The 19,224-nt window shown below is 76.2% G+C and carries 17 protein-coding genes and 1 pseudogene; 11 read left to right on the forward strand and 7 right to left on the reverse strand.

Going from position 1 to position 19,224, the window contains the following annotated elements; translation table 11 throughout:
- Positions 1-24: 24 nt before the first annotated feature.
- Positions 25-1,215, reverse strand: coding sequence for a site-2 protease family protein (locus ACU610_RS09055; protein WP_446767376.1), 1,191 nt, complete (start codon positions 1,213-1,215; stop codon positions 25-27).
- Positions 1,216-1,354: 139 nt separating this feature from the next.
- On the opposite strand from ACU610_RS09055, the gene ACU610_RS09060 reads away from it, so the two are divergent.
- Positions 1,355-2,134 (forward strand): sporulation protein, encoded by a 780-nt coding sequence (locus tag ACU610_RS09060; RefSeq protein WP_446767377.1) that lies wholly within the window; start codon positions 1,355-1,357, stop codon positions 2,132-2,134.
- Between the two features lie 420 nt (positions 2,135-2,554).
- Positions 2,555-3,157: a hypothetical protein gene (locus ACU610_RS09065; protein WP_446767378.1), complete on the forward strand. Its 603-nt coding sequence runs from the start codon at positions 2,555-2,557 to the stop codon at positions 3,155-3,157.
- Between the two features lie 209 nt (positions 3,158-3,366).
- Here ACU610_RS09065 and ACU610_RS09070 read toward each other — a convergent pair whose 3' ends face one another.
- Together ACU610_RS09070 and ACU610_RS09075 are read right to left on the reverse strand one after the other, a co-directional pair.
- Positions 3,367-3,513 carry a hypothetical protein gene (locus tag ACU610_RS09070; protein ID WP_446770771.1) on the reverse strand — a complete coding sequence of 49 codons (147 nt, stop codon included), beginning with the start codon at positions 3,511-3,513 and terminating at the stop codon, positions 3,367-3,369.
- 119 nt (positions 3,514-3,632) lie between these two features.
- Positions 3,633-4,148, reverse strand: a pseudogene (locus tag ACU610_RS09075) (DUF222 domain-containing protein); the annotation flags it as partial.
- Between the two features lie 584 nt (positions 4,149-4,732).
- Here ACU610_RS09075 and ACU610_RS09080 point away from each other — a divergent pair.
- The 7 genes from ACU610_RS09080 (at position 4,733) to dhaM (ending at position 11,445) form a co-directional block, all read left to right on the forward strand.
- Positions 4,733-7,165: an MFS transporter gene (locus tag ACU610_RS09080; protein WP_446767379.1), complete on the forward strand. Its 2,433-nt coding sequence runs from the start codon at positions 4,733-4,735 to the stop codon at positions 7,163-7,165.
- Complete coding sequence (locus tag ACU610_RS09085) at positions 7,162-8,004, forward strand: YceI family protein (RefSeq protein WP_446767380.1); 843 nt, start codon at positions 7,162-7,164, stop codon at positions 8,002-8,004. The genes ACU610_RS09080 and ACU610_RS09085 overlap by 4 nt, the downstream gene beginning before the upstream one ends.
- Positions 8,005-8,040: 36 nt before the next feature.
- The gene (locus ACU610_RS09090; protein ID WP_446767381.1) at positions 8,041-8,793 is read left to right on the forward strand and encodes a hypothetical protein; all 753 of its coding nucleotides are present in this window, start codon (positions 8,041-8,043) and stop codon (positions 8,791-8,793) included.
- A complete protein-coding gene (locus tag ACU610_RS09095; RefSeq protein WP_446767382.1) occupies positions 8,786-9,253 on the forward strand; it encodes a universal stress protein in 468 nt (155 codons plus the stop codon). Before ACU610_RS09090 ends, ACU610_RS09095 begins: the two co-directional genes overlap by 8 nt.
- A gap of 132 nt (positions 9,254-9,385) precedes the next feature.
- The gene (gene dhaK, locus ACU610_RS09100) at positions 9,386-10,387 is read left to right on the forward strand and encodes a dihydroxyacetone kinase subunit DhaK (protein ID WP_446767383.1); all 1,002 of its coding nucleotides are present in this window, start codon (positions 9,386-9,388) and stop codon (positions 10,385-10,387) included.
- Positions 10,384-11,016, forward strand: coding sequence for a dihydroxyacetone kinase subunit DhaL (dhaL, locus tag ACU610_RS09105; RefSeq protein WP_446767384.1), 633 nt, complete (start codon positions 10,384-10,386; stop codon positions 11,014-11,016). Before dhaK ends, dhaL begins: the two co-directional genes overlap by 4 nt.
- Positions 11,017-11,019: 3 nt before the next feature.
- Complete coding sequence (gene dhaM / locus ACU610_RS09110; RefSeq protein WP_446767385.1) at positions 11,020-11,445, forward strand: dihydroxyacetone kinase phosphoryl donor subunit DhaM; 426 nt, start codon at positions 11,020-11,022, stop codon at positions 11,443-11,445.
- 35 nt (positions 11,446-11,480) lie between these two features.
- Here the strand turns inward: dhaM and ACU610_RS09115 are convergent, their stop codons facing one another.
- Positions 11,481-12,527 (reverse strand): class I SAM-dependent methyltransferase, encoded by a 1,047-nt coding sequence (locus tag ACU610_RS09115; protein WP_446767386.1) that lies wholly within the window; start codon positions 12,525-12,527, stop codon positions 11,481-11,483.
- A gap of 147 nt (positions 12,528-12,674) precedes the next feature.
- On the opposite strand from ACU610_RS09115, the gene ACU610_RS09120 reads away from it, so the two are divergent.
- Complete coding sequence (locus ACU610_RS09120; RefSeq protein WP_446767387.1) at positions 12,675-15,506, forward strand: BTAD domain-containing putative transcriptional regulator; 2,832 nt, start codon at positions 12,675-12,677, stop codon at positions 15,504-15,506.
- Positions 15,507-15,762: 256 nt separating this feature from the next.
- Here the strand turns inward: ACU610_RS09120 and ACU610_RS09125 are convergent, their stop codons facing one another.
- Positions 15,763-16,449: a winged helix-turn-helix transcriptional regulator gene (locus ACU610_RS09125; protein ID WP_446767388.1), complete on the reverse strand. Its 687-nt coding sequence runs from the start codon at positions 16,447-16,449 to the stop codon at positions 15,763-15,765.
- Positions 16,450-16,559: 110 nt separating this feature from the next.
- On the opposite strand from ACU610_RS09125, the gene ACU610_RS09130 reads away from it, so the two are divergent.
- Positions 16,560-16,991 carry a cupin domain-containing protein gene (locus ACU610_RS09130; protein WP_446767389.1) on the forward strand — a complete coding sequence of 144 codons (432 nt, stop codon included), beginning with the start codon at positions 16,560-16,562 and terminating at the stop codon, positions 16,989-16,991.
- 102 nt (positions 16,992-17,093) lie between these two features.
- On the opposite strand, the gene ACU610_RS09135 is transcribed toward ACU610_RS09130, so the two are convergent.
- Both ACU610_RS09135 and ACU610_RS09140 read right to left on the reverse strand, forming a co-directional pair.
- Positions 17,094-17,864 (reverse strand): PIG-L deacetylase family protein, encoded by a 771-nt coding sequence (locus ACU610_RS09135; RefSeq protein ID WP_446767390.1) that lies wholly within the window; start codon positions 17,862-17,864, stop codon positions 17,094-17,096.
- Positions 17,861-19,105, reverse strand: a complete 1,245-nt coding sequence (locus ACU610_RS09140; protein ID WP_446767391.1) for an MFS transporter — start codon at positions 19,103-19,105, stop codon at positions 17,861-17,863. Before ACU610_RS09140 ends, ACU610_RS09135 begins: the two co-directional genes overlap by 4 nt.
- Between the last annotated feature and the right edge of the window lie 119 nt (positions 19,106-19,224).

Consider the following 19,224-nt stretch of genomic DNA (forward strand, 5'->3'; position numbering starts at 1 on the left):
TGCTCCCGCACGGCGTCGGGACGGTCAGGGACGGCCGGCGTCCGCCACGCGGGCGACGTCGGCTCCGCCCCCCGCCGAGGGGTACCGGTCGAATGCGGCGAGGTCGGCCAGCTGGAGGGTGCGGGCGACGTCGCTCGGGGAGACGACGCCGACGACCCGGCCGCCGTCGAGGACGACCGCGCGGCCGTCGGTGCACCCCTCCATGCGCGGCAGCAGCTCGGTCAGCGGCTCGTCGGGCCGGGCGACCGGGATCTCCGGCGGCGGGCAGGCGACGTCCCGGAGGCGGGTCGCGGCCCGGGCCGCGGGGGGCACCGAGCGCAGCCGGTTGAGCGTCACGAGGCCGACGAGTGCGCCGGAGCGGTCGACCAGCGGATAGGTGCTGAAGCGCCGCACCATGGCCACCTCGTGCAGGAACCGCTCGACGGTCAGGTCGGGGTCGGCGACCAGCACGGAGCTGCTCATGACCGCGCCGACGGTCAGCCCACCCAGGCGACCGGACACCCGCGCGTGCTGCTCCTCGGCGGTCGCCGCGTTCACCACGAACAGCCCGATGAGGGCCAGCCACAGCCCGCCGAACCCCCGGCCGGTGACCAGCTGCAGGAAGCCCAGGGCGATCAGGGCGAAGCCGAAGACCCGGCCCGCCCGCGCCGCGGTCACCGCCGAGGACCACGCGTCACGGCGGAGGCGCCAGAGGAGCGCGCGCAGCAGCCGCCCGCCGTCGAGCGGGGCCGCCGGGACCAGGTTGAAGACGGCGAGCACCACGTTGATGCCGGCGAGATACTCGAGGACGGCCACCGGCAGGCCGTCGGCCCCCGCGAGCCGCGCCAGCATGGCAGCGGCGCCGAGGAGGAGACCGAGGACGAGGCTGGTGAGGGGGCCGACGCCGGCGATCCGGAACTCCGCCCCGGGCGTACGGGCCCCTCCCCGCAGCCGGGCCACACCCCCCAGCAACCACAGGGTGATGCCCTCGACCTCGACCCCGTTGCGGCGGGCCACCAGCGCGTGGGCCAGCTCGTGCGCCAGCAGCGAGGCGAGGAAGGCGACGGCGGCCGCCAGCGCGGCGACGACGTACGCGGCGGCGCCGCGGCCGGGCAGCACCAGGGGGAACCGGCCGAACGCCAGTCCCCCGGCGATGATCAGGACGATCACGAGGACGCTGGCGTTCACGCCGACGCGGATGCCGGCGATCCGGCCCAGGCTGAAGGTCTCGCTCACGTTGCCCTCCTCGTTGACGGTGCCGGTGGGAGGTCCATGCGGACCCGGCGCCTCGCCACGAGCGGTGACACCTGGACGAGCCCCGTGACAGGCTCCGGCCGACATGATCTCGCTCCACCCCTACGAACCAGGAGGACCGATGGCCTTCCGCGGCATGATGGCGCGCCTGGGCTCCGGCGGCGCCGGCGTCGAGACCGTGCTCGACCGGCCGGAGACGACCCCGGGCGGCGCGGTCACCGGCACCGTGCACGTCACCGGCGGCAAGGTGCCGCAGGACGTCACCGAGGTGCGCGTCGCGCTGCAGGCCACCGTGGAGGTGGAGAGCGGCGACTCGTCCTGGCGCGAGGAGGTCACCTTCGGCACGGCCGCCATCGCCGGGGCCGGGCGGCTGGAGCCGGAGCAGCAGTACCAGGTGCCGTTCAGCCTGCCGGTGCCGTGGCAGTGCCCGATCACCGCGATCGACGGCTGGCACCTGCGCGGCATGCGCGTCGGCCTGCGCACCCGGGTCGACATCCCCGGCTCCGTCGACCCCGGCGACCTCGACCCGGTGACCGTGCTGCCGCTGCCGGTGCAGCGCACCGTGCTGCACGCGCTCGACGGCCTCGGCTTCGCGTTCCGCGGCGCCGACGTGGAGAAGGGCCACGTCCGCGGCAGCGAGCTGCCCTTCTACCAGGAGGTCGAGTTCGCCCCGCCCCCCGGACTGCGCGGTCGGGTGAACGAGCTGGAGGTCACCTTCCTCGCCGACCCGCAGGGCGTGGACGTCGTCCTGGAGGTCGACCGCCGCGGCGGGCTGCTCAGCGAGGGTCGGGACGTCGGCGGCCGGCTGCGGCTGAGCCACTCCGACACCGACGTCCGCACCGTGGCGGCACACCTCGACGCCGCCGTCCGTCAGCTCGGCGCCCGCCGCGGCTGGTTCTGAGCCGGCGCGAGGACGCGGCGACCACGCCGCGGTCGCCGTCCCGGAGGGCGCGTCGGCGTCGTCCTCCGGGACGGACCGGGCCCCGCGCCGCCGGCCGCCTTCCTGAGCACCAGCCGGGGACATCACGGTTCGGTGACACAACGGGCCGGGGCCGAGGGGTGTCCGGCGTGTCCGGGCAGGAGGTGCGGCGAGCGGGCGCACCGAGCCCGAGCCGTCGAGAGGAGACCCCGTCGTTGCTCGTGGCCGTGACACCGGTCGACTCCTCCGACACCTCGGCGGTGACCGGGGGCTCTGCCTCGACGTCGACCTGGCACGGCTGGAGGCGTGGAACGACCAGGCCTCACCCGGCGACCGAGGTGCTCGCGCCCGCGTCCCTCAGCCCGTGACCGCCGATCCCGACCCACCGCCGCAGGAGGTCCCGTGACCGCGCTCTCCCCCACCTGCCGCCGACTGGCCGCCGTCGCCGGAGCAGTCCTGGTACTGAGCGGCTGCGGCGACGCCGAGCCGGACCAGACGCTGTCGGACGATCCCGCCGAGGTCGAGGGCGGCGCCGTCGGCCCCGACGTCCGGCTCAACGACTACGTCGGCCTGCAGCAGGTGCAGTTGGAGGACCCGCTCGACGGGCTGTACGAGGCCGGCGAGGACGCACGGCTGTTCATGGCGGTCACCAACACCGGCGGGGAGCCGGTGACCCTGACCGACATCAGCGGGCCGGACTTCGGCGGCGTGCGGGTCGAGTCCGCCGAGGGCCAGGGCCTGCCCCTCACCGTGGACGCCGAGGACACCCTGTACGTGGGCGCGGAGGGGCCGCCGAACGTGACCCTGCTCCACCTGGGGCGGGAGCTACGCTCGTCGCAGTCGATCCCCGTCACCTCCACCTTCGGCGAGGCCGGCGAGGTGACGGTCGACGTGCCGGTGTCCGCCGAGGGGCAGAACCCGACTCCGCCGTTCGACTTCCCGGACGACGACCCCGACCAGGACCCGACGGAGGACGGCACAAGCACCTCGTCGCCTGCCACCTGAGCCGCTCGTCTCCCCGCGCACCGTCCCGGCCGCAGCGCGGCACCGACCGGTGCGCCGCGGTCGAGGGCCTCTTGGCGTCCGCCTGGTGCCCGGCCTCTGCCGCTGACGAGCAGCAACCACCTCGGCGGCTCCACTCGCACGGCCGGTGGCCCTCACTCAGTAGGGCGGGGGTTCGGTGACGGCGGTCAGGCCGCTGGGGGTGGTGACGGTCAGCATGCCGCCGGGGGTGAGGTCGTGGCGCCAGCGGCGCCCGGCGCGGCGTCGGCGTTCGCGGCGGCCTGCTCGGACGTGTCGTCGACGGGCGGCTGGCCGGCGAAGGCGCGGGCCAGCCGGCGGGCCATCTCCGCGGGCAGCACCTCGCCGTCCAGCTCGGCCGGGGCGTCCCCGCCCAGCAGCGTGGCACCCAGGCCACCACCGTGAGCAGCACCCGAACCGGCGACAACTCGCTCCCCCCGGGGCGCAGCACCAGCTCCAGCAGGGCGTCGACCATCTTCTGCCCGCGGGTGCGCACCGGCGCACCGGGCTCGTCGACGATCGCGTCGGCGCACTGCACCAGCGCGCCGTGGAAGGCCCGCGCCTCGGGCAGCGTGCAGAACACGCTCAGCTGCGCCATGCCCTCGACCCGGTCCGGGCGGATCGACACCCCGCGCTCCCGCAGCGCCCGCGCCAGCCGCCGCCCGGCCGCGGCCGCGTCCCGCTGCGCCACCAGCCTGCGCGCCTTGTCGCCCAGCTGCGCCGGCGTGGTCACCGTCTGCCGGCGGCCCATCCAGGCCAGCAGGTCGGCCTCGATCTCGGCGCGCGGCGCGTCGTCGGCGATCAGGGCGACCTTGTCGAGCAGGTGCCACAGGTGCCCGGCGTGCACCAGCCCGCGCTGCAGCGCATCGAGGGTGCCCGGCAGCCGGTGCACCAGCGTCAGCGACTGCGCCAGCAGCGCCTCGGCGCCCGGCTGCGTCAGGTTCAGCGCGAGCGCCAACTCGGGGGGCCCACTCACTCACCGGCCGCAGCACCTCCGGCCGGGCCGCCCACCGCTCCGCGGACATCGCCCCGGGCGCGCCCTGCTGGCGGTCGGCCGACGCCGGCCGGGAGGCGGCGAAGGCCGCCACCGCCTGCGCCCGGATCGCGGTCTGCCGGGCGATCTCCCGATCCGCGGCCTGCACCGCCCCCAGCGGACCCGACGCCCACCCGACGAGCGGCGCGTCGCCAGCGAGCGTGCCGGTCCGCGCCCCGTCGTCCACACACTCGATCACACGTTCGAGTAGGCGACGACTCAAGGGAACGTGCAGGTCGGAGACGCAAAGAGATGAGCAGGCACGAGAACGCAGCCGCTACCACAGGAAGTCGGCGCGACCGGACTGGCGACACACGGCGGCCGGAGTCCCGCAGTCCAAGGCCGGACACCCGGCAACCGGGAAGCGCGGAGCCCGGAACGCCGCCAGTGACGCAGGTCTCCACCGCAACCGGGAAGCTCTCCACATATCGTTGCGTAATACAACCGTAGCGGCGGCCAGGACCACTGCCGACCGCCTTCCTCACAACTGCGCACGGCCGGCGGCCGTCATCCGCAAAGGACACTGCATGAGCACCACGCACCGGGCCGCCAGGCCTGTTGCCGTCGAGTCCGCCATGTCGCGCCGAGAGACGCTCGAGGCGCTCAGCGGCCTGCTGATGGCCCTCTTCGTCGGCCTGCTCAGCACCACGATCGTCGCGAACGCGCTGCCGACGATCACCGCCAAGCTCGAGGGCACCCAGTCGCAGTACACCTGGGTGGTCACCGCGGCCCTGCTGGCGGCCACGGCGTCGACGCCGATCTGGGGCAAGCTCGCCGACCTCTACAGCAAGAAGCTGCTGGTCCAGCTGGCGATCGTCGTCTTCGTCATCGGCTCCGCGCTCTGCGGCCTCACCCAGTCCATGGGCATGCTCATCGGGTTCCGGGTGCTCCAGGGCATCGGGATGGGCGGCCTGCAGTCCCTGGTCCAGGTCGTCATCGGGGCGATGATTCCGCCCCGGGAGCGGGGCAAGTACTCCGGCTACCTGGGCGCGGTCATGGCCGTGGCCACCGTGGGCGGCCCGCTGCTCGGCGGCGTCATCGTCGACACCTCGTGGCTCGGCTGGCGCTGGACCTTCTACGCCTGCGTGCCGCTGGCCCTCATCGCCCTGGTGCTGCTGCAGAAGACGCTGCACCTGCCGACCGTGCGCCGGACGGTGAGCATCGACTGGCTGGGTGCCACGCTCGTCACCGCCGCGGTCAGCGACCTGCTGATCTGGGTGACCTTCGCCGGCAACCAGTTCGACTGGGTCTCCTGGCAGTCGGCGGTCATGGCCGGCGGCGGTCTCGTCGCCCTGCTGCTCACCGTGCTCGTCGAGAGCCGGGTGCGGGAGCCGATCATCCCGCTGCCAATCGTGCGGGACCGGACCACCGCGCTGGCGATCATCGCCTCGATCGCGGTCGGCGTCGGGATGTTCGGCGCCTCGGTCTTCTTCGGCCAGTACTTCCAGATCGCCCGCGGCTGGTCCCCGACCAAGGCCGGGCTGGCCACGATCCCGATGATCGGCGCGCTGCTGGTCTCCTCCACGGTCTCCGGCCAGCTCGTCACCCGGTTCGGGAAGTGGAAGGTCTACCTGGTCGCCGGCACGATCCTGCTGGTCGCCGGCATGGGCCTGCTCGGCACGATCGACCACGAGACCGACTACGCGGTCATGGCCGGCTACATGGCGCTGCTCGGCCTCGGCGTCGGCATGACCATGCAGAACCTGGTCCTGGCGGTGCAGAACACCGTCGACCTGCGCGACATCGGCGCCGCGACCTCGGTCGTCACCTTCTTCCGCTCGATGGGCGGTGCCGCCGGGGTCTCGGTCCTGGGCTCGATCGCCGCCAACCGGGTCAGCGACCGGGTAGCCGAGGGGCTGGTGGCGATGGGCCTGCCCGCACCCCAGGGTGGCGGCTCGGAGTCCCTCGACCTGACCGGTCTCCCCGCTCCCGTGCAGGACCTGGTCCGGGCGGTCTACGGCGACGTCATCGGCGACGTGTTCGTCATCGCCGCGGTCATCTCCGCGGTGGCGGTGCTCGCCGTCCTGTTCATCAAGGAGGTGCCGCTGCGCCGCAGCAACGCCGCCGGCGAGGCCGCTCCTGCGGCCGCGGACGCCGCTCCGGCCGCCGGTGGGGAGGCTCCTCGCGTTCGGCACACGCTGGCCGCGGCGAGCGCGAACGGCGCGGTCCCCGGCGTGAACGGCAACGGACACCCCGCGGACGGCCGCGTCGTGGTGGGCCGGGTGCTGCGCGGCGACGGCCGGCCGCTGGCCGGCGCGTCGGTCACGCTGGCCGACGTCACCGGGCGGCAGGTCGACCGGGCCAGCTCGGGGGACGACGGCGGCTACCGCCTGCGGCCGGCCACCGGCGGCACCTACCTGCTCATCGCCGCCGCGCCGCAGCTGGCCCCGAACGCCGCCATGGTCGCCGTGGCCGACTCCGCCGTGCACCGGGACGTCGTCCTGGCCGGCAGCGGCGAGATCCGAGGCACCCTGTGCGGGGCCACCGGCGCGCCGCTCCCCGGGGCGCTGGTCACCCTGACCGACGTCCAGGGCGAGGTGGTGGGCAGCACCACGACCGCCGCCGACGGGGCGTTCGCCCTCGGCGAGCTGCTGGCCGGGGTCTACACCCTGACCGCCCAGGCGCCGGGACACCAGCCGGTCGCCGGCACCGTGGACCTGCCCGACGGCGGCACGGTCGTCCGGGACCTCGTCCTCATCGGCGGCGCCCGGCTGAGCGGCACCGTCCGTGCCGCCAGCGACCGGCGCCCGCTGCCGGAGGCGACGGTCACCCTGCTCGACGAGGCGGGCACCGTCCTGGCCACGACCCGCACCGGCGGTGACGGCGGCTACGCGTTCAGCGACCTGCTGCCCGGCGACTACACGGTGACCGCCAGCGGCTTCGCACCCGTGGCGGAGGCGCTGCGCCTGCCCGCCGGGGCCGAGGTGGCGCACGACATGACGCTGGGAGCGCTCCGGTGAGCCGAAGTCGGGTCGACGTCCGGGACGCCGTCACCGGGACGGTCCTCGGCCGGGACGGCGAGCCGCTGGAGGCGGCCACGGTGACGCTCGTCGACGGCACCGGCCGGCAGCTCGGCCGCACCGCCGTGGACGCCGCGGGCCGCTTCGCCGTCCCGGTCCCCGCGCCGGGGACGGCGACGGTGACGGTGACGGCGACGGTCATCGTGGCCGCCCCCGGCTGCGTCCCGGTCGCGCGCACCGTGGCGACCGGCCCGGCCGGCACCGACCTCGGGCTGCTCGTCCTGAGCCGCCCCGGCGACTCCGGCACCCCGCGGCCCGGCCGGTGGGTCATCGACCCGGCGCACTCCACGATCGAGGTCACCGCCCGGCACCTGGCCCTCTCGACGGTGCACGGTCGCTTCCGCGACTTCTCCGGCGAGATCGTGGTGGCCGAGCCGCTGGAACGGTCACGGTGCGAGGCGGTGATCGACGCGGCCAGCATCGACACCGCCAACGACCAGCGCGACGCGCACCTGCGTTCGGCGGACTTCCTCGACGTCGCGCGGTTCCCCGAGATCCGCTACACCGGCACCGCGGTCGAGCCCGCGGGGCCGGGCCGCTGGACCGTGCACGGCCGGCTGGACCTCGCCGGCACCGCCCGCGACGTGCCGCTGGAGCTGCGCTACGGCGGCACCCGCCCCGATCCGTGGGGCGGCGTCCGGGCGGGCTTCACGGCCACCGCCCGGCTCGACCGGGAGGACTTCCGGATGAACTGGAACCAGGCCGTCGAGCTGGGCCTCTCCCTCGTCGGGACCCACCTGCTCGTCGAGCTCGAGATCCAGGCCGTGCTGGCCGACTGACCGCTCCACCACCCCCGCGCCGAAGGAGGCGAACCGATGCCGGACGCAGACGACGAGCTGCGTCAGGACCTCGCCCGCGTGGTCCTCGCGGAGCTCCGCGCCGGCCGGACCCGGCTCAGCCCGCCGGCGGTGGCCGCCCTGCGCATCCTGGGCGGCGCGCCGCGGCGGTCCCCGGAGCCGCGGCCGGCGCGCCGCGGCCGGCTCGCCCTGGCGGCCGGGGCGGCCGCCGCGGTGCTCGCCGGCGGAGCCGTCCTGGCCGGCACCGCGGGCGACCAGCCGTCCGCACCGGCCGGTCCCGGCCCCGCCGCGACGGCCCTGCCGGCCGCCGCCGCGCCGACCGACACCACGGAGCCCGCCGCCGCGGCGCCGACCGCGACAACCGAGCCGCCCGGCGCGCCGGGCGCTGCGACCGCGCCGGCTCCGGCGGTCGCCCGGAGACCGGCGGACGCCGGACCCGTCGGGCCCACCGCACCGGCTCAGCCGCGACCGGCAGCGACCCCGCGCACCGCGCCCCCGGACGTCCGGACCGGAGAGCGGGCCGCAACACCCCCCACCACGACGCCGCCCGCGCCGGCTCCCGGGCACCCGGCCCCCGTCCCGGCGGCCGAGAGCCCCACCGCGACGACACCCGCCGCGCCAGCGTCGTCGGCCGCGCGCCCGGCGCCGTCCGCGCCCGGCACCCCGGGGTCCACCGCGACGACCCCGACGGTCACGCCGTCCGACGAGCCGGCCGCCCCCTCGCCCTGCCCGCGAGACCGCTCCGACCGGACCGGCGGGCGCCGTGGCTGAGGATGCCGCGCCGCAGCGGCCGGCGTTCGAGCTCGGCACGGACGGCCCGTCCGTGGTGGTCGTGGGCTTCGACGGGTCGCCCCCCTCGCAGCGGGCCGGTGCGTACGCCGCGGGCGTCGCCCGCCGCGAGGGCGCCCGGCTCGTCGTGGTCCACGTCGAGACCCCGCCGGTGATGGCCCTGCTCTCCCCCGACCAGCCGTGGCCGATCCAGGAGACGATGGCGCAGCGGACGGCCGACCTGCGCACGCAGGTGGAGGCCGACGCCGCGCACGCCGGGGTCCGTGCCGAGTTCCTGGCCGTGCGCGGCGAGCCCTTCACCCAGCTGTGCCGCCTCGCCACCCGGCTGCGGGCCGACCTCGTCGTGGTCGGGGCCTCGGCCCGGGTGGGGCACCGTCTCCTCGGCTCGCTGGGCAACCGCCTGGTGCGCAGCGGCCGCTGGCCGGTCGTCGTCGTCCCCTGACGGGCACCGGGACGCCCCGGGGGAGCGGCGGGCCGGCCGTGGTCCCCGCGTCGCTTGTGCCGGTCGGTGCACCCTCCTAGCCTCCTGCCCCGTGACCCCCGTTCCCGGGTATCCCGAGGCCAGGAGGCTGTGATGAAGAAGCTCATCAACGACCCCGCGGACGTCGTCCCCGAGGCGTTGCGCGGACTGGCCGCGGCCCACCCCGAGCTGCGGGTCGACCACGAGAACCGCGTCGTCTTCCGGGCCGACGCGCCGGTGCAGGGCAAGGTCGGCCTGGTCTCCGGCGGCGGCTCGGGGCACGAGCCGATGCACGCCGGGTTCGTCGGAATGGGGATGCTCGACGCGGCCTGCGCCGGGGAGGTGTTCACCTCGCCGGTCCCCGACCAGGTGGTGGCGGCGACCCGTGGCGTCGACGGCGGCGCCGGGGTGCTGCACATCGTGAAGAACTACACCGGCGACGTCATGAACTTCGAGATGGCGGCGGAGCTGGTGGCCGCCGAGTCCGACACCGAGGTGGTCGCGGTGGTCACCGACGACGACGTCGCCGTCCAGGACAGCCTCTACACCGCCGGACGGCGGGGCGTCGGCGTCACCGTCCTCGTCGAGAAGCTGGCGGGCGCCGCGGCCGAGGAGGGCCGCCCGCTGGCCGAGGTCGCCGACATCGCCAGGCGGGTCAACGCCAACGGCCGCAGCATGGGCATGGCGCTCACCTCCTGCACGGTGCCGGCGGCCGGCCGACCGACCTTCGACCTGCCGGACGACGAGATGGAGATCGGCATCGGGATCCACGGCGAGCCCGGCCGCCGCCGCGTCCCGCTGGCGCCCGCACGGGAGGTCGCCGAGATGCTCCTCGAGCCGGTCCTCGCCGACCTGGACATGACCGGCGGCGACGGGGTCATCGCCTTCGTCAACGGCATGGGCGGCACCCCGCTGCTCGAGCTCTACCTCATGTACGCCGAGGTGCTCGCCGTCCTGGAGAAGGCCGGTGTCGGGGTCGCCCGCAACCTCGTCGGCTCGTACATGACCAGCCTCGACATGGCCGGCTGCGCGGTCACCCTGCTCAAGGCCGACGACGAGCTGCTGCGGCTGTGGGACGCCCCCGTGCGCACCCCGTCCCTGCGCTGGGGCGCATGAGCACCGTCGACGCCGCCGCGCTCACCGCCTGGGTCCGGGAGTTCGCCCGGCTGGTGCACGAGCAGCGCGACGCGCTCACCCAGCTCGACGCCGCCATCGGCGACGCCGACCACGGCGCCAACCTCGACCGCGGCATGACGGCCGCCGTCGCCGCCCTCGAGGCCCAGCCCGGCGACGACCCCGCCGCCGTCCTCAAGACCGTCGCGACCACGCTGATCAAGACGGTCGGCGGCGCCAGCGGGCCGCTCTACGGCACCTTCTTCCTGCGCGCCGCGGGCGCCCTCGGCGGCGACGACGGTCGCGCCCTCGCCACCGCGGTGCGCGCCGGGTACGACGGCGTCGTCGCGCGGGGCAAGGCCGAGCGCGGGGACAAGACGATGCTCGACGCGCTCGGCCCGGCGTGCGACGCGCTCGACGAGGCACTGGCCGCGGGCAAGCCGGTGGCCGAGGCCCTGGGCGCCGCCGCGCAGGCGGCCGCGGCCGGGCGCGACGCGACCGAGCCGCTGGTCGCCCGCAAGGGCCGGGCCAGCTACCTCGGCGAGCGCAGCGCCGGCCACGTGGACCCCGGTGCGGCCTCGGCGGCGCTGCTGGTGCAGGCCGCCGCGACCGCGCTCCCCGGGCAGGGCTGAGCGGTGCCGGTCGGGCTGGTGGTCGTCTCGCACAGCCGCGCCCTGGCCGACGCCGCGGTCGAGCTCGCCCGCGGCATGCTCCCCGGCCGGGAGCTCGCCGTCGGCGTGGCGGCCGGGGACGTCGACGGCGGCCTGGGCACCGACGCCACGGCGATCGCCGACGCGGTCACCGCTGCCGACAGCGGGGACGGCGTCGTCGTGCTGATGGACCTCGGCAGCGCCGTCCTCTCCGCCGAGACCGCCCTGGAACTGCTCGACGACGGCCTCCGCGAGCGGGTGGTCCTCTCCCCCGCTCCCCTGGTCGAGGGCCTCGTCGGCGCGGCGGTCACCGCGGCCGCGGGCGCCGACCGGGAGCGGGTCGCCGCCGAGGCGCTGCGCGGCCTGGCCCCCAAGCAGGCCCACCTCGCCGGACCGGCCGGCGGGGGCTGACCCCCGCCGGCCGGCACCCTGGTGCGGTCGGGCGGCTACGGACGGATCTCGTAGACCAGGTTGAACGGGGTCTGCGCCGCCCGCCGGAACCGCGTGAAGCCCGCCTCGGCCGCGACCTGGCGGATCGCGGCCTCACCGGCCTGGGCGCCGAGTGCGTAGCCGCCGGGCTGGGAGAGCGCGTTGGGGACGCACAGGAACGTCGAGCCGTTGTAGTACAGCCGTCCCACCGGGTTGAGAGTGTCCTCGACCGCGTCGCCGGCGAACGGTTCGACGAGCAGCCAGGTGCCGTCGGGCGCCAGCGCCTCGCGCACCCGGCGGGCGGCACCCACCGGGTCCCCCATGTCGTGCAGGCAGTCGAACATCGCCACCAGGTCGTAGCCCTCGCCGGAGAAGGTCTGCGCGGAGGCCACCTCGAAGCCGACCCGGTCGCCGACCCCGGCGTCGGCGGCCTTCTTGCGCGCCAGCTCGATCGACTCGGCGTGCAGGTCCGAGCCGACGACGGTCGTGCGCGGGTAGGCCTGGGCGAGCAGCACCGAGGTCGAGCCCAGACCGCACCCGACGTCGGCGACGCGGGCCCCCGCGGTCAGCTTCTCCTCGACCCCGTCGAGCGCGGGGATCCAGGCGGGCACCAGCTGGGCCACGTAACCGGGCCGGTAGAAGGCGTCGCACCCCACGAAGACGTCCTCGTCGTGCTCGTCCCAGGCCACGCCGGCACCGGTGCGGAAGGCCTCGGTGATCCTCGGTTCCGCGCGCAGGTAGCCGAGCACGACCAGGGACGCCGCGGCCAGGTTCGGCCCGTTCGGGTCGGCCAGGCAGAACGCCTGCTCCTCGGTGAGCGAGAACGCGCCGGTGGCGGGGTCGTAGGCCACCCATCCGCCGGCGGCCTGGCCGCGCAGCCACTCGGTGAGGTACCTGGGGTGGCACCCGCTGCGCTCGGCGAGCTGCTCGGGCGTCGCCGGGCCCTGTGCCAGGGCCCGGTAGAGCCCCAGCCGGTGGCCGATCGCCACCGCGCCGACGGATCCACCCGCACCCAGGTCCGTTACGAAGCGCTCGAGGAACGCCGTCACCCTGCTCTGGTCCATCTCGTTCTCCTCCTGTCTTGCCGGTCGCGACAGACGGTGGGCGCGGGCGCTGGCACCGCTCTCGCACGCACTCGCAGCCCGCTGACAGGGCGGCCGGGCCTCCCGTCCGGACGCCGACGCGGGCAGGCTGGGCAGCGGAGGTGCGCGATGTCGGACGACCAGGCGGCGGCGCGGGTCCGGGTGGAGGTGCTCGGACCGCTGCAGCTGGTCGTCGACGGCGCCGTGGTCGACGTCCGCGGGCCCAAGCGACGCGCGGTCCTCGTTCTGCTCGCCCTCGCCGAGGGCCGGACCGTGCCGGTGGACACCCTCGTGGACGCGCTGTGGCCGGCCGAGGTGCCGGAGTCGGGCCGCCAGGCCCTGCACAGCCACGTGTCCCGGCTGCGCGCGCACCTCGGCTCCGCGGCGGCCCGGCTGGAGACCCGGCCGGACGGCTACCGGCTGGTGCTCGAGGACGACGCCCTCGACGTGGCGTGGGCACGGACGCTGCTCGCCACGGCCCGCTCGCACGTACGGCAGGACCCGGCCGGTGCGCTGGCCGTGCTGCGCCAGGCACGGGCCCTGTGGCGGGGTCCGGTCCTGTCCGACCTCACCGACGTCCTGCCGATCGCCGCCGCGGTCGAGGAGTGCACGCGGCTCCAGCGCGAGGTGACCGACGCCCTGATCGACAGTGCGATCGCCGCCGGAGAGGCGGCGGAGGTCCTGGGCCTGGCGGCCGCGTCCCTGGCCGACGACCCGCTGCGCGAACCCGCGGTGCTGCTGCTCATGCGGGCACTGGCGGCGACGGGGCGGGCGCCCGAGGCGCTGCGGGCCGCGCGCGAGTACCGGCAGCGGCTGGCCGAGGAGACCGGCCTCGACCCGTCACCGGAGCTCGACCAGCTGGAACGGAGGGTCGCCGGAGGAGCTGCTGGCCCGGTCCCCGGACCCCGGGTGGCCGTCCGGCCCACGACCCGGCTGATCGGCCGCGACGCCGAGGTGGCTGCGCTGCACCGGCGGCTGGAGACGGAGCGGCTGGTCACGCTCGTCGGCCCGGGCGGGGTGGGGAAGACCCGCGTCGCCGCCGAGGTCGCGCGACGCACCGCCGCGACCGCGACGCTGCTGCTCGCACCGGTCACCGATCCGGCCGCCGTCCCGCACGCGCTGGCGGCGGCCCTGGGCCTGGAGGTCGTCCAGGGCGACGTCCTCGCGGCCTGCCTCGCCGTCCTGGGCGACCGCCCCGGCCTGCTGGTGGTCGACAACTGCGAGCACCTGCTCGACGCGGTCCGCGACGCGGTCGACGCCGTCCTGTCCGCTTGCCCGCGGCTCGCCGTGCTCGCCACCAGCCGGGAACCGCTCGGCCTCGCCGCCGAGTGCGTCGTCCGGCTGGCTCCCCTCCCGCTCCCGGACGGCGAACGTGACCTCTCGCGGGTCCCCTCCGTGGCGGTCTTCCTGGACCGGGCCGGCCGGGTCCGCCCCGGTCCCCCGCCGACACCCGAGGAGCTGCGCACGGTCGCCGACATCGTGCACCGGCTCGACGGCATGCCGCTCGCCATCGAACTCGCCGCCGGCCGGCTGTCGACCTTCTCCCTGACCGAGCTGCGCAGCCGGCTGACCCGCTCGCTGGACCTGCTGGGCGGGGGCCGCCCCAGTGGGGACGCCCGGCACCGGACGCTGCGCGCGACCGTGGAGTGGTCCTACCAGCTCCTCTCCGAGGACGAGCGGCGCCTGTTCCGGCACCTGTCGGTGTTCGTCGACGGCGTCGACCTGGCGACCGCCGAGCGGCTCGGCGCCGACCTGGGCCTGGGCAGCGACCCCGGGAGCGTCCTGGCCCGCCTGGTGGACGCCTCGGTGGTCGAGGCCGACATCGGGGAGGGGGGCACCCGCTACCGCATGCTCGACACGCTGCGGGCGTTCGGCCTCGACCGGCTGGCGGCCGCGGGCGAGCTCGAGGCCGCGACCGACCGCATGCAGCGCTGGGCGGTCGAGCTGACCGCGGAGATCTGCGCCGGGATGACCACGGAACAGGAGCCGGAGGCGGACGCGACGCTCCGCCGTGAGCTCGCCAACCTCCGGGCCGCCTGGCGGTCGGCCCGGAGCCGGGGTGCCCTCGACGAGGCCGCCGCGATGGTGACGGCGCTCTACGACGCGATGACCTACCGCGACCTCGTCGAACTGCGCACCTGGGCCGAGGAGCTGGCCGACGACCCGGCGCTGGCCGGCCACCCGGACGAGGCCCGGGTGCTGGGCACGGCCGCCGAGGCGGCCTACCACCGCGGTGACCACGACCGGGCCGAACGCCTCGCCCGCGCCGGGCTCGAGCGCGCGACCGACGCGGCCGGGACCTGGTCCTGCCTGTCGCCGCTGTCGGTGGTCGCCCTCGCCCGCGGCGCGTACGCCGAGACCGTGGAGCACTCCCTGGCCGCGGCGGCGTTGGCCACCGGAGCCCGCGAGAACCTCGGGATCGCCGCCCTGGCGCTGGCCTACTCGGGCGACGCCGACCGGGCGAGGACCCTCAACGACCGGGGGCTCGCCGGCGCGGTGTCGCCCTCGATGCGCGCCTGGGGCGCCTACGTCACCGGGGAGATCGAGACGGCCGTCGGTCGCCGGGACCGCGCCGAGCCCCACTACGTCCGGGCCGTCGACCTGGCCCGGAAGGCAGGGGCCACCTTCCTCGTCGGCGTCGCGTCCGTGGGGCTGCTCGCGGCCCGCGCCGACGCCGGCCGGGTGCGTGAGGCGCTGGTCGGCTACCGCGAGGTGGTCGACTACTTCGCCCGCACGGGCAACTGGACCCACCAGTGGACGACGTTGCGCAACCTCGCCGACCTCCTCCGCCGGCTCGGCGACGAGCAGCCGGCCGACCTGCTCGACGCGGCCTCCGACCGGGCTCCCGACGCGGCCGTCCGCGACACCCGACCGCAGCCGGCTCCCGTCGAGGTCACCGACCGGGCCGCCGTCCTCGAGGTGGCCCGGCTGGCCATCGAGCGCAACCTCGCCCGCGGGTGACCGTCGCTCGGAGGCGACCTGGCTCCCGGGCGCGGTCGGTGGTGGACATGGCTCCTGCGGCGGCGGTCGGTGCGGTGGTGCTCGTCGCGAGTCCCTCTGCCTGGTGGATGCGGGCCACGATCGAGGGCGACGGGGCTGGTGGTCGGCGGCAGCCGCGCCGCTCGGTCCGGTGGTCGTGCCAGGTCCGCTCACGACGGGCCCGGGGCGCCGGCCCCGAGCACGGGCGATGGGACCGGCGGCCGCCTGCGGGAGGGCCTCAGGAGGACGGCGGGGCCGACGCAGGAGTGCGGTGCACGGCGTGCGGGCTGGGGCGGATCCACTGGGGGAAGGCGCGGACCAGGCCCGGCGGCCCGTCGATTCGGATGCGCTGCTGACGGACCAGGTGGGCGTAGCTGCACTCGCGCAGGTGCCAGCGCGCGAGGGCGTCGGCGTCCGTGCGGAGGATCAGGTCCTCGGCGGTCCCCGGATAGTGGGTGCACACCTCGGCCACGGGACGGTGCAGCAGCAACCAGTAGGGACCGGCGGCCGCCTCGCGCAGGTCGACCCGGACGGTCACCTGCCCGGGCGGCAGGGCGTCGACGTCGACCAGTCGCGCGGTGGCCCACAGGACGTAGGCCGGGTCGACGTGCTGCGGCTCGACCTCCAGCCAGCGCATCCCCCAGGCGCCCATCGCGTCGCACAGCGGCTTGAGCTCCCGGCCGGCATCGGTGAGGCCGTAGGTGACCCGGCGGCCGGGGCCGGTGCGGCGCTCGACGATGCCAGCCCTCTGCAGGCCGGCCAGCCGCTCGGCGAGCAGCGCCTTCGGGATGCCCGGCGCCCCGGCCAGCAACTGGCCGAAGGTCGTCACACCGGCGAGCAGGTTCCGGATGATGATCGGCGTCCAGCGCTCGGCGAAGATCTCGGCCGTCCGTGCGACCGGGCAGTACTGACCGTAGGTCCGCACACCCTGCAGTCTGGCAGCCGGAGGATCACCGGGGCGGTTCACTTTCTGGGCTGGAGCGCCCGGCGACGGCGCAGGATCGTGGGTTCCTCTCGCTGAAGGAGGCGGTCACGGTGGCCGGGTACTACGTCAACAAGGACGCCGGAGAGATCTGCGACCTGGGGGTGGTCTCCATGCGCGTCCTGGTCGAGGACCAGGCCGGCGGTGCCTTCGCCCTCGCGGAGTTCCGCGGGGACGAGGGCCCCTGGTCGATCCCGCACGTGCACGAGCGGACCAGTGAGTCGTTCTTCGTCCTGGACGGCACGTTCGACTTCGAGTGCGACGGGGATGCGGTCACCGCAGGTCCCGGGGACTACTTCCTCGTCCCGATCGGCAGCCCGCACATGATCACGGCCCGGCACGGCGGCGGGACCCTGCTGGCGATCATGGCCCCGGCCGGGCTGCACGAGATGTTCAAGGCCCTCAGCCGCCTTCCCGGCGACAGCCTGCGTGACCCGGTCGTCCGCCTCGAGATGTCCTCCCACTACGACTCCGTCCCCGTCTGACGAGCGTGCTCCCCAGCCGGCTCCGCTCCCGGCACCACGGGTCTGGAGTACCCGGGTGCTCTCGGGCGGAGCTCGGTCTCTCAGGTCACCTGGGTGCCACGCTCACCCGCGCGTGACCGCGGCGACCGGCCGCTGGGCCACCGCCGCCCCACGCCGGTGCTCGACGAACGACTCTTCCCCGACCCAGGCCGTGTAGCAGTCGATCCCCATCGTGGCGATGAGGCCGGCCGTCTGGGTCGTCTGGGCCGCCAGCGCCCGGACCTTGCGGGCTGCCGTGTCCGCGTCCAGCACCAGGTCGACCGCCAGCCGCTCGTCGGGGACCGAGACCGGGTAGCCGGGCAGGTAGACGCCCAGGCGTTCGTCCAGGTCCTGCCACCGGGGTACCCGCCGCTCGGCGGCCGCCGCGTACAGCAGCCGGGCCCCGGGCGCGGCCGCTCGCTCGAACGCCGCGGTCACCCACGCCGACACCACCTGGTGGTCCGGGTGACCGGTGATGCCGTCCGGACCGAACGTCACCACGGTGTCCGGGGCGACCTCGTCGATCACCTCGCACAACTCCGCGACCGCCTCGGACGCGGGGGCGGCCGGACACTCGCCGTCCCGGTACCCGAGCCAGCGGTGCTCGGAGACGCCGAGGACCGCCAGGCAGCGCGCCAGCTCGCGGGTGCGCTCGGCGGCCAGCCGCCGGGGCGGCCACGCCTCCGGGTCGGGCGTCCCCAGCTCGCCGCGCGTCGCGGTCACGCACACCACGCGCGAGCCGCCGTCGCGGGCCAGCGCCATCAACCCGCCGGACAGGTAGGCCTCGTCGTCGGGGTGGGCCCAGATGCCCAGGACGGTGCCCAGCTCGGCGACGACGGATGCGGACTCGTTCACGATCGGACCTCCAGGTCGAGGAATCGGTGCAGGGTCAGCCCGGCGCCGCCGAGAGCGACGCCCAGCAGCGCCAACGGGCCGGGTCCGGAGGCGTCGACGACGAGTCCGCCGAGCAGCGCCCCCGCTCCGAACCCGACGTGGGTCGCCGCGCTGTTCAGGGCCAGGGACACCGACGCCGCGTCCCCGCCCAGCCGGAGCACGCGGTGCTGCTGCGCCGCGGTGAACGCCCAGGCCGCGGTCCCCCACCCGGCCACGACGACCAACAGCGCGCCACCGACCGAGGCGACCAGCGGGAGCGCGGCGAGCGCCGCCGTGAGCGCACCTCCCGCCAGCAGGACCAGGCGCCGGTCCCCGAGCCGGTCCGCCAGGGTCCCGCCCCACCAGGCACCCGCCGCGCCGCCGAGGCCGAACGCCGCCATGACCAGCCCGGGACCGACCGGTCCGGCGACCGGGTCCAGCAGCACGCCCAGGTAGCTGTACACGCCGTTCGAGCCGGCCATCACCAGGACCGTCGCGCCCAGCGTGACGACGACCGCCGAGCGGCGGACCGGACGCAGCCGCTCGGACAACGTCGACGGGGGCAGCCGACCGGACCCGACGTCGCTGCACAGCAGGACACCGACGCCGCCCGCCGCGAAGAGGGCGGCCAGGCCGAAGGCGGCACGCCACGACAGCGCCCCGGCCAGCAGCGCCCCGAGCGGGGCACCCAGGACCATCGCGGCCGAGGCCCCGCCCAGGACCACCCCCAGTGCCCGGCCGCGGGACCGTGCCGGCACCGCCGCGACGGCTGCCGCGGCGGCGACCGGCACGTGCACGGACGCCGCGAGGGCGCCCAGGGCCCGGGCGACCAGCAGCACCGCGAACGTCGGCGCCGCCGCGGCCACCGCGGTGCACGCCCCGAACAGCGCCAGGGAGCCGATCAGCACCCGCCGCCGGGGCCGCGCGCCGAGCGCAGCGCCGAGCAGGGGGCCGCCGACGGCGTAGGCGACCGCGGAGACCGTCACCGTCAGGCCGGCGGTGCCGACCGTGATCCCGAGGTCGTCGGCCAGGCCGCGGAGCACCCCGGCCACGACGAAGAGGTCGGTGCCGGTCGCGAACGCGCCGATCCCCAGGACCGCCACCGGCGTCGCCGTCCCGCGGCCCCGCTGCGGCGAGCGGGCCGCCGGAGCCGGCACCGCTGCGTCCACCGATCCACCCACCATCTCGTCCTCCACCTCCAGGTCCTCGCGGCGGCTCCTCACGGTGGCGGAGCCCCCTCGCAGCGCCCTGTCACGCGGCTGACACGACCACCGCCCGCGCGACAGCGCTGCCGCGGCGGCCTGCCGGGCGGCTCCGGGGGCGGCGGGGGCCGGCGCCTAGG

Source organism: Geodermatophilus sp. URMC 61 (assembly GCF_052931555.1).

Excerpts from the sequence above, each read along its gene's own strand:
- ACU610_RS09060 (WP_446767377.1), top strand. The coding sequence starts at position 1,355 with ATGGCCTTCCGCGGCATGATGGCGCGCCTGGGCTCCGGCGGCGCCGGC.
- ACU610_RS09080 (WP_446767379.1), top strand. The coding sequence starts at position 4,733 with ATGAGCACCACGCACCGGGCCGCCAGGCCTGTTGCCGTCGAGTCCGCC.
- ACU610_RS09090 (WP_446767381.1), top strand. The coding sequence starts at position 8,041 with ATGCCGGACGCAGACGACGAGCTGCGTCAGGACCTCGCCCGCGTGGTC.
- dhaK (WP_446767383.1), top strand. The coding sequence starts at position 9,386 with ATGAAGAAGCTCATCAACGACCCCGCGGACGTCGTCCCCGAGGCGTTG.
- dhaL (WP_446767384.1), top strand. The coding sequence starts at position 10,384 with ATGAGCACCGTCGACGCCGCCGCGCTCACCGCCTGGGTCCGGGAGTTC.
- ACU610_RS09115 (WP_446767386.1), bottom strand. The coding sequence starts at position 12,527 with ATGGACCAGAGCAGGGTGACGGCGTTCCTCGAGCGCTTCGTAACGGAC.
- ACU610_RS09120 (WP_446767387.1), top strand. The coding sequence starts at position 12,675 with ATGTCGGACGACCAGGCGGCGGCGCGGGTCCGGGTGGAGGTGCTCGGA.